We start from the raw sequence: 11,686 nt of genomic DNA, 5'->3' as shown, positions 1-11,686 counted from the left end.
GGTGAGCGTGGGACGCAGCGCGTGCTTGAAGATCACGCGGCGTTCGCTCAGGCCCTTGGCCCGGGCCGTGCGGATGTAGTCCTCGCCCAGGACCTCCAGCATGCCCGCACGGGTCTGACGCGCGTACTGCGCCGCGTGCAAAAAGGCCAGGGTCACCCAGGGCAGGAACATCACCTGGAACCAGGCGACGGGGTCCTCCGTCAGGGGCACGTAGCGCGAGACGGGGAACAGCTTCCACTCGTGCACGAGGAAGGACAGGGCCAACAGACCCGTGAAGTAGATGGGGAGGGAGACCCCGACCAGGGCGGTTCCCATCGCCAGGCGGTCGAACAGGCTGCCCTTCTTGACCGCGGACAGGACACCGACGGCCACACCGCCGACGACCCAGATGATCGCCGCCCCGAAGGCCAGCGACATGGTGACCGGCAGGCGGTCCAACAGCTGGGGCAGCACGGGGCTGTTGGTGGTGAAGGAGTAGCCCAGGCAAGGGGCCGCGCATTCCACCGTCTCACGGCCGAAGGTGAACTCCTGGCCGAACAGCAGACCGCGCACGAACTCCAGGAACTGCACCGCGATGGGCTGGTCCAGGCCGAGGCGCTCCACCGTGGCGTCCAGCGCCTCGGGGGTGGGGGCCTTGCCCACGTACATCGCGGCCATACCGCGCGGGGTCACGCCCGCCCAGCGGGGCAGGACGTAGAAGATCCAGAAGGTCACCGCCGTGACAACGGCGAGCAGCAGCAGTCCCGCGCCCAGGCGGCGAAGAATATAGTTCAGCATCGCGGTCGGCGGCGGGGCCTCACGGGATCGTGGGCCCCGCCGCCTTCACCTGCCTTCTCGTACTAGTTCAGGCCGGTAGGTGGGGCTAGTCGCGGTCCACACCGAGCGTCATGAAGTCGTACATCATGTACGAAGGCTGGTAGTAGACGTTGGTGAGCTCGTCGGAGCGGTAGATCAGCGTCTTGTCGAACACGACCGGCAGGATGGCCGCGCTCTCCATGACGAGGGTGTCGATCTGCTCGTAGAGAGCGGCGCGCTCCTCGGGGTCCTCGGTCTGGAGGGCCTGGTCCCACAGACCGTTGATCTCGGGGTCGTCGAGCTCGGCGGTGTTGAAGTTACCGGTCTCCATGATGGCGTCGCCGTGGGTGATCTTGGAGGCGAAGCCGTAGCCGGTGGGCCAGTCCGGGCCCCAGCCCGAGACGCTCAGGCCGATGTCGTTCTCACGGACGTAGTCCTGGGAGCCGGCGTACTGACCGAAGAAGTCGGCGGACGGGAAGGTCTTGATGTCGACCTTGATGCCGACGCGGGCCAGGGACTCCTGGAGGGCCTCGGCCGTCTGGACGTCCTTCTCGCGCTCGGCGCGGACCGCGATGTTGGTGCTGAAGCCGTCGGCCTCGCCGCACTTCTCCAGCTTCTCCTTCGCGGCCTCGAGGTCGCCCGTGTTGTCCTCGGACGGGTACAGGTCGGACTCGGGGTCGGCGCCGGGGATGGTCGGGGGGAGCAGGTTGGTGGCGATGTCGCCACCGGTGTCGCCGCCCCAGGCGCGCCACATGCTGTCGCGGTTGGCCGCGTACATGATGGCCTGGCGGCAGGCCACGTCCTCGATGACCGGGGTGTGGATGTTCACGTAGCGCAGGGCGCCCGAGTACGGGTTGTCCAGGTTGCCCTGGACGGACTCGTCGTCGACCAGGCGGGCGAACATCGACGGCCCCACGCCGGTGCCCGCGAGGTCCACGTCGAGCTCGCCGTTGACCAGGCGCTCGTCGATCTCGTCCTGGTTGACACCGATCTCGACCTCGATGCGGTCCGGCAGCGCCGGGCGGATGGGGTCGGTCTCGGGGTCCCAGTGCTCGTTGCGCTCCAGGTGGAGCTTGACGCCGGGCTCGTACTCGCCGTCGAACTTGTACGGACCCGAGGAGAGGACGTGCTCCTGGTAGAGCTCACCACGGTCGGCCTCGACCGGGACCGGCGCGGTCTGCGGCTGGACCAGCACGTTGGGGAACTCGGAGAAGGAGTCCTTGAGGTGGAAGACCAGCGTGTAGTCGTCCGGGGTCTCGATGGAGTCGAAGCCTTCGAGCGGGTCGGAACCCTCGTAGACGTTGTGGTCGTCCTGGTCCAGGTGCGCCGAGAAGTACTGCGGGCCCTCGGTGAACACGCCACCGTTGAAGTTGGAGCGGGCGATGCCGTACTTGATGTCCTCGGCCGTGATCTCGGTGCCGTCCTCGTACTTGAGGCCTTCCTTGATCTTGATGGTCCACTCGGTGAAGTCGTCGTTGGGCTCGGGCAGGGCCTCGGCCATGTCCGGCACCAGTTCGGTGGCGCCCTCACCCGGCACGGGGTTGAAGGCCAGCAGCGTACGCGCGTAGTACCGGGAGAAGTTCCAGTTGAACGCGTAGTAGGTGTTGGCCGGGTCGGTGGAGTCGAAGTCGGAGGCCAGGGCGTACCTCAGGGTGCCACCGGTCTTGTCGGACGGGTTGACGACCTCGGTGGAGCCTTGGTCGAAGGTGTTGCCGGACGCGGACTCTCCACCGGTGTCGCCGCCTCCGCAGGCGGAAAGGAAGATGGACGCCGCCGCGCCCAGCGCGACGAATCCGAGGGTGCGTTTCCTCAAGGAACTGCCTCTCTTGCGAACCTGATGATGGATGATGGGATGAGCCTGCCGTAGGACCTATGACCCGAGTCGTCACAGCCGGAAGGAAGGGCCGGCGCGGGTCGGCCGTAGGTCAGTCGGAGGTCTTGGGGTCGAAGGCGTCTCGGAGGCCGTCACCGAACAGGTTGAACGCGAGCACGGTGATGAAGATGGCCAGGCCGGGGAAGACGACGAAGTAGGGGGCGGTCGAGTAGAAGTCCACCGCTTCGTCGAGCATCTTGCCCCAGCTGGGGGTGGGCGGGTTGATGCCGACGCCCAGGAAGCTCAGGGCCGCCTCGAACAGGATGTTCGTCGGGATGAGCAGGGTGGCGTACACGATGATCGGCGTGACCAGGTTCGGCAGGATCTCCCTGAGGAGGATGTGCCGGTTACCGGCCCCCAGGCTCTTGGCGGCCTCCACGAACTCCCGTTCGCGCAGGGAGAGCGTCTGCCCCCGCACGATGCGGGCGATGTAGGGCCAGTTGAAGAAGCCGATGATGAAGACGATGACACCGATGCGCAGACCGTTGCCCGTCAGGCCGAGGACCCCCTCCGGGATGACACCGACCAGGGCGATGGCGAAGAGCACCAACGGGAAGGCCAGGAAGATGTCCATGGCCCGACTGATGACGGTGTCGACCCAACCGCCGAGGTAGCCGGCGAGGATGCCGAGCACGGTGCCGAGGGCCACACAGACCAGGGTCGCCAAGAAGGCGACGAGCAGGGAGATCTGCGCTCCGTAGAGGAGGCGGCTGAAAAGGTCGCGTCCAGTGGTGGGCTCCACTCCCAGCAGGTGCTCCCGGCTCATGCCTCCCCAGGGGTCGATACCCGCCTCGGGGTTCTCCGGATCCAGGTAGGGGACACGCCTGGCGGGGTCGATGAGGTCCTGGTGGAACTGGGTCGGCGGATGCCCGAACCACTTGGTCAACAGTGGTGCGAAGATCGCGGCGAGGATGAGCAGTACCACGACCACGCCGGAGATCATCGCGACCTTGTCCTTGCGCAGTCGCCGCCAGGCGATCTGGCGCAGGGACCGGTTGTCGGAATCCGCGCGGACCTTGTGGGCCTGCGCAGCGACGTTCACGGCGTCGGTCTGCTCCCCCGACTCCGGGGCATGCGAGGGCGCACTCATCAGGCCACCACTTCTCCACTCATAGCTTCTGGCCGGAGGGACGGAACGGCATCCACGCGTGAGCCCGCCTGGGAGAGCGGCTCTTTGACCTCACGGTGGAGCCGGCCGGTCCTGGACGTCGGCTGGCGTGAGCGCTGATCGACGGGATGGGGGAACGACCCGCCCCCGCAGATCCGGCCCGCGAGAGTGCACCACTTCACCTGAGAGGTTGGACACACTGGGAGCCGACACGCCCGTGCTGTTACACAACGACCAACTTACTCGCCCGTAGGACGCACGACGTCCAATATCCGGCCATGTATCTAAATCGTGACAAACAATGACAAAACACCCACGTGGACACAAAGGCGACAGAGCACGCATTCGTCGGATGACCTTCCGCGAGCCGAGACGCCCGAATTGTCGCCAGAGCTAACGATAAGGCCGAGCAAGCACTGACTTGTCCCTTATGGGCTGGTGCTATGAGAAGTGCTATGTCTCACAGCGTGGTGTTGCGACCTCACAGCGCAAGGACGGCCCCGCGTCGACGGGGCCGTGTCATGGTGGGTCCGCGCCCGTCTCCCCAGAGCCGTGGGGAAGCCGTACCGGGCAGACGAACGGTCAGGGGAGGTGTAGCGGTGTCGGCCGGGTTCGGGCGGCCGGCGCCGGCGATGAGAGCCCCGGCGGAGGGCCGCCTCCCGGGGGAGGCTATTCGATCCCGCGCCTGCGCAGCAGTTCCTCGATGTCTCCCAGGTCGGAGAGGTCGTCGCCGCCTCCCGACCGTTCGGGGGCCCCGCCCACCCGGCCCTTGGCCGCCTGAGCCGGACCGGCCGCGTCGGGCCGGGCGCCCTCGTCCGCCGCCTTGGCCCGCTTGGCCGAGGGCTTGGTCGTCCCCACCCCTCGGGCACGCATGATCCCCGAGACGACGTAGAGCACGACCGCGACACCGGCCAGGATCACACCGGCCCACACCAGGGGGTTGAACAACAGGCCGGCCAGAATGCCGAGAACGCTCATGACGAACCGCCAGACGGCGGCCATCAGCCCGAGCAGACCGGCGACGAGCGGCAGCAGCGACCAGGCCACCCCCCGAAGGCCCGAAGCGGCCCCCTTCGCCCGCCACACGAAGAAGGAGATCACCAGTCCCGCGAGGGTGAGACCGCCTCCCAGGACCAGACCGGTCATCCACGAAAGATTCTCAGGCATGGACCCAGTCTCTCATCCGGCGCCGCCACGCGACATCCGGTCGATCCCTGAGATCGGGCTCGGGGCCGCATCCGGTGTCAACGCCCTCTTCGGTTCCCTCCCTCACGTCATCGCTCCCGACCGGCCCGGCCCGGATCGACGCCCCGGGACGGATCGGACCGTCGAGGGGGGCGAAGGCCCCGCCGGTCACACGGGGGCGGGGTCAGCGGTCGGCGACCAGCGACTCCAGCCACTCCAGGTCCACACCCACCAGGCTGTCCCGGAACACCACGCCCTCGCGGGCCGGGATCTCCACGTGATTGGGCACCGCCACCGTCACGCACCCGGCGTCGGCCGCCGAACTCACCCCCACCACGGAATCCTCGAAGGCCACACAGCGCCCGGGGTCCACACCGAGACGTCGGGCCGCCCTGAGATAGGGGTCGGGGTCGGGCTTGTTAGCGGCGACCTCGTCTCCGGCCACCGAGTCGTCGAAGTTGTCCAGGCCGATCCCGCCGATGGCCGTCTGTACCAGCGAGCGTTCGGTGGAGGTCACCAAGGAGACCGGGACACCGGCCTCGGAGAGCATGGTCACCAGCTCCTTGGCCCCCGGACGCAGCCGGGCGCCGTCGGCGAGCTTGGCCCGAAACCTCGCGTACAGCATGTCGGCGGCCTCACGCGGGGTGAGATGGTGCGCCCCGGTCAGGTCGATCACATAGCGGGCCACGGCCTCGGCCGAGCTGCCCACGTTGCGCTCGTGGCTCTCCCCGGTCCACACCCCGCCCAGTTCGGCGACCAGCTCCGCCTCTGCCTCGGCCCACATGTGCTCGCTCTCGATGAGCGTGCCGTCCATGTCCAGGAGCACGGCCTGGAGGCGCCTGCCCTCGGCGGCGTCGGAGACGTCACGGTTCAGCGTGCTCTGCTCGCTCATATGTTCGGTGGTGCGGTCCGGTCCGCCCGGGGACACCACGCTCTCCCCTCGTTCGCTTCCTACGGGTCCACGACCGCCCACGGAACGTCCCGGCGCGCGGCACCCTCGTGCCGGGCACAGGGGTCCCACGCGGTGAAGGAGGGCGGTCTCCTCTCCACAGTACGAACACTCCGGTGGCCCGGGGTGGAGAGGTGCCCCACACCGGTCCGGCCCCGTCCCTCGCGCGAGGGACGGGGCCGAAGACGCCCCGACCGGTTCCGGTCGGGGCGGCGCGGCGATCAGACGTTGAAGTAGGTCGCCTCGGGGTGGTGGACGACGATCGCGTCGGTGGACTGTTCCGGCACCAGCTGGAACTCCTCCGACAAGGTCACGCCCACTCTCTCGGGCTCCAGCAGGCGCATGATCTTGGCACGGTCCTCCAGGTCGGGGCAGGCACCATAACCCAGGGAGAAGCGCGCCCCCCGGTAACCGAGCTTGAAGAACGCCTCCAGCTCGGCCGGGTCCTCGCCCGCGAAACCCAGTTCCGCGCGCACCCGCGTGTGCCAGTACTCGGCCAGCGCCTCGGTCAGCTGCACCGACAGTCCGTGCAGCTCCAGGTAGTCGCGGTAGGCGTTCCTCTCGAAGAGTTCGGCCGTGGCGCGGCTGATCGCCGGGCCCACGGTCACCACCTGGAAGGACACCACGTCCACCTCTCCCGACTCCTTGGGTCGGAAGTAGTCGGCCAGGCACAGGTGCCGGTCGCGGCGCTGACGCGGGAAAGTGAAGCGCGTGCGCTCGGTGCGGCCGTCGTCCTCCAGGACGACCAGGTCGTTCCCCTCGCTGTAGCAGGGGTAGTGACCGTGCACCACGGCGGCCTCCAGCAGGCCCTCGGTCTGGACGTGGTCCAGCCACCTCCGCAGTCGGGGGCGACCCTCGGTCTCCACGAGTTCCTCGTAGCCGGGCCCGTCGCCGCCCCGGGTGGCCTTGAGTCCCCACTGACCCATGAAGGTGGCGCGCTCGTCGAGGAAGGCCGCGTAGTCGGCCAACGGGATGCCCTTGCTGATCCGGTCCCCCCAGAAGGGAGGGGTGGGCACCTCGTTGGTGGTGGACACGTCACTGCGGGCGGGCATCTGCTCGGGCTCGGTCACCTGGAGCTTGGCACCCGACTTCACGCGACGCTGACGCAGGGGCGGCAGCTCCGCACCCTCCACCCCCCGCTTGACCGCCATCAGCGCGTCCATCAGGCGCAGACCCTCGAAGGCGTCCTTGGCGTAACGCACGTGGCCCTGGAACATCTCGGCCAGGTCCTGTTCCACGTAGGAACGGGTGAGCGCGGCGCCGCCCAGCAGGACCGGGAAGCGGTCGGACAGACCCCTGGAGTTCATCTCCTCCAGGTTCTCCTTCATGATCACCGTGGACTTGACCAGCAGGCCCGACATCCCGATCACGTCGGCGTGTTCCTTCTCGGCCGCCTCCAGGATCGCCGACACCGGTTGTTTGATGCCGATGTTGACCACGTCGTAGCCGTTGTTGGACAGGATGATGTCCACGAGGTTCTTGCCGATGTCGTGGACGTCGCCCTTGACGGTGGCCAGGACGATACGGCCCTTGCCCTCGTCGTCGCTCTTCTCCATGTGCGGTTCGAGGTAGGCCACGGCGCTCTTCATGGCCTCCGCGGACTTGAGGACGAAGGGCAGCTGCATCTGACCGGAGCCGAACAGCTCGCCGACGGTCTTCATCCCCGAAAGGAGGGTGTCGTTGACGATCTCCAGCGCGGACTTGGACTCCAGGGCCTGGTCCAGATCGGCCTCGATGCCGGCGAGCTCGCCGTCGATGATGCGACGTTCCAGTCGCTCCCACAGGGGCAGGGAGGCCAGTTCCTCCGCACGCGAGGCCTTCAGGGACTTGGTGTCCACGCCCTGGAACATGTCCATGAACTTGGCGAGCGGATCGTAGTCGCCCTCACGACGGTCGTAGACCATGTCGAGGGCGACCTCGCGCTGCTCCTCGGGGATCTGGTTCATCGGCACGATCTTGGAGGCGTGCACGATCGCCGAGTCCAGTCCGACCTGGACCGCCTCGTGCAGGAACACCGAGTTCAGCACGATCCTGGCGGCCGGGTTGAGGCCAAAAGACAGGTTGGACAGGCCCAGGGTGGTCTGCACCTCGGGATAGCGGTTCTTGATCTGGCGGATGGCGTTGAGCGTCTCAAGGCCGTCCCTACGGGTCTCCTCCTGCCCGGTGGTGATGGGGAAGGTGAGGCAGTCGATGAGGATGTCGCCGGTGCGCATGCCCCATTCACCGGTGAGCTGCTCGATGAGCCGGGAGGCGATACGCACCTTCGCCTCGGCGGTACGGGCCTGCCCCTCCTCGTCGATGCACAGGCCGACCACGGCGGCGCCGTGTTCTTCGACCAGCCGCATGATGCGGGTGAAACGCGAATCGGGCCCGTCTCCGTCCTCGTAGTTGACCGAGTTGACCACGGACCGCCCGCCCAGGGACTCCAGTCCCGCTTCCAGGACGGCCGGCTCGGTGGAGTCGAGCATGATCGGCAGCGTGGAGGAGGTGGCGAAACGGGAGGCGAGTTCGCGCATGTCGCCGGCCCCGTCGCGGCCCACGTAGTCGACGTTGAGGTCGAGCAGGTGGGCACCGTCGCTGATCTGGTCCCGGGCGATCTCCACGCAGTCGTCCCAGCGGCCCTCCAGCATGGCCTCGCGGAACTTCTTGGAACCGTTGGCGTTGGTGCGCTCGCCGACCGCGAGGTAACTGGCGTCCTGTCGGAACGGCACGCTCTGGTAGAGCGAGGAGACCGAGGCCTCCACCAGCGGCCTGCGGTTCTTGATACCGCGCCCCTGGACGCGCTCGACGACCTGGCGAAGGTGCTCGGGGGTGGTGCCGCAGCAGCCGCCGACCAGGCTCAGGCCGAACTCGGAGGTGAAGGTGTCGTGGGCCTCGGTCAGCTCCTCGGGAGACAGGTTGTACACGGCGCCGTCGGGCCCCAGTTCGGGCAGGCCCGCGTTGGGCATGCAGGAGACCGGGATCGATGAGTGGTGCGACAGGTAGCGCAGGTGTTCGCTCATCTCGGCGGGGCCGGTGGAGCAGTTGAGTCCGATGACGTCGATGCCCAGCGGCTCCAGGGAGGTCAGCGCGGCGCCGATCTCCGAGCCCATGAGCATGGTGCCGTTGGTCTCGATGCTGACCTGGGCCAGGATCGGGATGTCCTTGCCCGCGGTCTTACGGGCGCGTTTGGCTCCGACCACCGCGGCCTTGACCTGGAGCAGGTCCTGACAGGTCTCGATGAGGATGGCGTCGGCGCCTCCCTCGATGAGACCGCTCGCGCACTGTTCGTAGTAGTCGCGCAACAGACTGTAGGGCGCATGGCCCAGGGTGGGGAGTTTGGTACCGGGACCCACGGATCCCAGGACGTAACGGGGATGGTCGGGGGTGGAGAAGGAGTCGGCGGCTTCACGGGCCACACGTGCTCCGGCTCGGGCGATCTCCTGGGTGCGATCCTCGATGCCGTATTCGGCGAGTCCACCGAAGTTGGCGGAGAAGGTGTTCGTCTCGATGCAGTCCGAACCCACGGCAAGAAAGGCGGCATGGATGTCGTGGACGATATCGGGACGGGTGATGCTGAGGATGTCGTTGCAGCCCTCGTGACCCTCGAACTGGTCGAGGTCGAGATCGTGAGCCTGGAGCATGGTGCCCATAGCGCCGTCCGCCACGATGACACGCTGGGACAATGCTTCGCGGAAGGTCGGGCTAGCTCTCATATCGGCAACTCTATGTCGGAGCACCGCGGCGTCCCAGAAGGCTTCCCCGTGACGCATGGCACTGGGCTGACCCGCGGTGCGGGGCGGGTCGGGCGTCCGGGGACGGCGGTGTCCTGTTCAGTCGCTGTCCGTGAGGCTACCCCACCGATCGTCGCGGTGGGGGACACAGGCGCCTCGGGGAGCGTCCTCCCGGCCTTTCCCGCTTCGGAAGGTCACCGGTTTCCCGGGCACGTCGCCAACCCATAGGGTGGAGCCGTCCGTGCGCAGGAAGGGGTCGTCGATGACCAAGCTCGTTCGAGAGCTCGTCGAACCTGTGATGGTGGCGGCGTTCGAGGGATGGAACGACGCGGGCGAGGCCGCGAGCCTCGCCGTGGAACACCTTTCCCGGGAGTGGGGCGCCCACGAACTGTGCGCTTTGACCCCGGACGACTACTACGACTTCCAGGTGACCCGGCCACGCATGTCCGTCATGGACGGTGTGGTCGGCGATATCCAGTGGCCCACGACCCATGTCCGCGTGGCCCGCCCCCCGGGCTCGGAGCGCGACGTGGTGCTGGTGACCGGGCCCGAGCCGAACATACGGTGGCGTTCCTACACCGCCGACCTGCTGGCGATCGCCCGGGAGTTGGGCGTGCGGCGGGTGGTGATGTTGGGATCACTGTTGGCGGACGCCCCGCACACCCGGCCGATCCCGGTGAGCGGGATGGCCTCGCCCGTGGAGCTGGGCACCGACCTGGGGCTTGAGAGGACGACCTACTCGGGCCCGACCGGGATCGTGGGCGTGGCACACGAGACGTTCAGCTCGGTGGGCATGGAGACCGTGTCCTTGTGGGCCGCCATCCCCCACTACGTCGCCCAACCACCGTGCCCGAAGGCGACCCTGGCCCTGCTGGCGTGGCTGGAGGACTTCCTGGGTGTGCGGATGCCCCTGGGCGACCTGCCCGACGAGGCCGTCTCGTGGGAGGCCAACGTCAACGAGTTGACCGCCGAGGACGAGGACATCGCGGCGTACGTGCGCGGGCTGGAGGAGGCCAAGGACACCGCCGAGCTGCCGGAGGCCTCAGGGGACGCGATCGCCCGGGACTTCGAGCGCTACCTGCGTCGTCACGACGAGGGCTGAGCTCCGGCCGCCGGTGGCCCTCCCGCCCACGGCGGTCCCGCCCCCTCACCTTCGCAGGTGGCGCCACTCCCCCGTGGCCAGCACCGAGGCCCAGGCTCCGGCGACGCGGGCCAGGCCACGGCGGACCTCGTCCACGACGGCGGGAGCGAGCAGCCCCTCGCCGGTGGGCCGGAGACGAACGGTGACGCGCAGACCGTCCAGGACCTTCTGCCCTCGGGCCATGGCCTCGTGGTCGGGTTCGGGACGGTCTTCCAGGACCGCCCGGATGCCGTCGCGCAGGGCGATGGCCTCGTCGAGGTCGGCCAGGGTGATGGGGATGGCGCCCTCGGCGACCAGGCGATGCCCGCGCAGGAAGCGCGCGAGGTCGGCCCGGTCGGTGAGGCGACCGTCGGTGGAGACGAAGTCCGCGATGAGCTCGGCGGCCTGACTGTGCTTCGTTGGCGTGGTCATGGGGGTATCCCACCACGCCCAGGGTCCGGACGCGGGTGTTTGGCGCGTTCGTGGCCATGATCGGCCATCACCTACGTCCACGAGGCCCGGTCACGGTCGGACCGGCCCCCACCGTCGACCGACGACGGTGACCGCAGGAGCAGGACCGAGCGGCGGACCGGGCAGACCCGTCGGTCTGCCGCTCGACGTGGAAGCGTCACCGAGGGGGCCGGGCCCCTCCGGCGCCCGACCTCCGCCCCGCCCGTGCGGCCGGGGACGTGACGTTCCGAGCCGTTACAGCACCACGCCCAGAAGGGTGTCGATGGTGGCGCGTGCCAGGGCGGGGGCTCCGGTGTCGGTGCCGCCCTCGGTCAGCGCGGTCTCGACCCAGGCGTCCACCGCGGCCAACGCGCGGGGCGAGTCCAGGTCCTCGGCCAGGGCCGCGCGCACCGCGGCCAGCAACGGGGCCGCGTCGGGGCCGGCCCCCAGTGCCAGGGCGGCCCGCCAGCGCTCGGCGCGGGCCGTGGCGGCC

Annotated in this window: 8 protein-coding genes and 1 pseudogene; 1 reads left to right on the top strand and 8 read right to left on the bottom strand. The window is 68.5% G+C overall.

Annotated elements, in window-relative coordinates; translation table 11 throughout:
• The 6 genes from PFX91_RS22970 to metH all read right to left on the bottom strand — a co-directional run.
• Positions 1–777, bottom strand: a 777-nt coding sequence (locus PFX91_RS22970) for an ABC transporter permease (protein ID WP_285735213.1), incomplete at its 3' end; no start/stop codon positions are given.
• Positions 778–862: 85 nt separating this feature from the next.
• Complete coding sequence (locus PFX91_RS22965; RefSeq protein ID WP_285735211.1) at positions 863–2,608, bottom strand: ABC transporter substrate-binding protein; 1,746 nt, start codon at positions 2,606–2,608, stop codon at positions 863–865.
• Between the two features lie 112 nt (positions 2,609–2,720).
• Positions 2,721–3,758: an ABC transporter permease gene (locus PFX91_RS22960; protein WP_285735209.1), complete on the bottom strand. Its 1,038-nt coding sequence runs from the start codon at positions 3,756–3,758 to the stop codon at positions 2,721–2,723.
• A gap of 687 nt (positions 3,759–4,445) precedes the next feature.
• Positions 4,446–4,943 carry a cellulose synthase gene (locus tag PFX91_RS22955; protein WP_285735207.1) on the bottom strand — a complete coding sequence of 166 codons (498 nt, stop codon included), beginning with the start codon at positions 4,941–4,943 and terminating at the stop codon, positions 4,446–4,448.
• A 202-nt stretch (positions 4,944–5,145) separates the two neighbouring features.
• Positions 5,146–5,853, bottom strand: a complete 708-nt coding sequence (locus PFX91_RS22950) for an HAD family hydrolase (RefSeq protein WP_285735214.1) — start codon at positions 5,851–5,853, stop codon at positions 5,146–5,148.
• 278 nt (positions 5,854–6,131) lie between these two features.
• Positions 6,132–9,605, bottom strand: coding sequence for a methionine synthase (gene metH / locus PFX91_RS22945; protein ID WP_285735206.1), 3,474 nt, complete (start codon positions 9,603–9,605; stop codon positions 6,132–6,134).
• 280 nt (positions 9,606–9,885) lie between these two features.
• On the opposite strand from metH, the gene PFX91_RS22940 reads away from it, so the two are divergent.
• Positions 9,886–10,725, top strand: a complete 840-nt coding sequence (locus PFX91_RS22940) for a PAC2 family protein (protein ID WP_285735204.1) — start codon at positions 9,886–9,888, stop codon at positions 10,723–10,725.
• Positions 10,726–10,770: 45 nt separating this feature from the next.
• On the opposite strand, the gene PFX91_RS22935 is transcribed toward PFX91_RS22940, so the two are convergent.
• Positions 10,771–11,175: an ABATE domain-containing protein gene (locus tag PFX91_RS22935; RefSeq protein ID WP_285735202.1), complete on the bottom strand. Its 405-nt coding sequence runs from the start codon at positions 11,173–11,175 to the stop codon at positions 10,771–10,773.
• A 273-nt stretch (positions 11,176–11,448) separates the two neighbouring features.
• A pseudogene (locus tag PFX91_RS22930) lies at positions 11,449–11,686 on the bottom strand (cysteine--1-D-myo-inosityl 2-amino-2-deoxy-alpha-D-glucopyranoside ligase); the annotation flags it as partial.

This window comes from Nocardiopsis sp. ATB16-24, from assembly GCF_030271535.1.
GTDB lineage: Bacteria > Actinomycetota > Actinomycetes > Streptosporangiales > Streptosporangiaceae > Nocardiopsis.
This window is presented reverse-complemented; position numbering and strand designations above follow the sequence as displayed.

What these genes read in the sequence shown, in the direction of transcription:
- PFX91_RS22935 (WP_285735202.1), bottom strand. Translation starts at nt 11,175, where the DNA reads ATGACCACGCCAACGAAGCACAGTCAGGCCGCCGAGCTCATCGCGGAC.
- metH (WP_285735206.1), bottom strand. Translation starts at nt 9,605, where the DNA reads ATGAGAGCTAGCCCGACCTTCCGCGAAGCATTGTCCCAGCGTGTCATC.
- PFX91_RS22955 (WP_285735207.1), bottom strand. Translation starts at nt 4,943, where the DNA reads ATGCCTGAGAATCTTTCGTGGATGACCGGTCTGGTCCTGGGAGGCGGT.
- PFX91_RS22960 (WP_285735209.1), bottom strand. Translation starts at nt 3,758, where the DNA reads ATGAGTGCGCCCTCGCATGCCCCGGAGTCGGGGGAGCAGACCGACGCC.
- PFX91_RS22940 (WP_285735204.1), top strand. Translation starts at nt 9,886, where the DNA reads ATGACCAAGCTCGTTCGAGAGCTCGTCGAACCTGTGATGGTGGCGGCG.
- PFX91_RS22950 (WP_285735214.1), bottom strand. Translation starts at nt 5,853, where the DNA reads ATGAGCGAGCAGAGCACGCTGAACCGTGACGTCTCCGACGCCGCCGAG.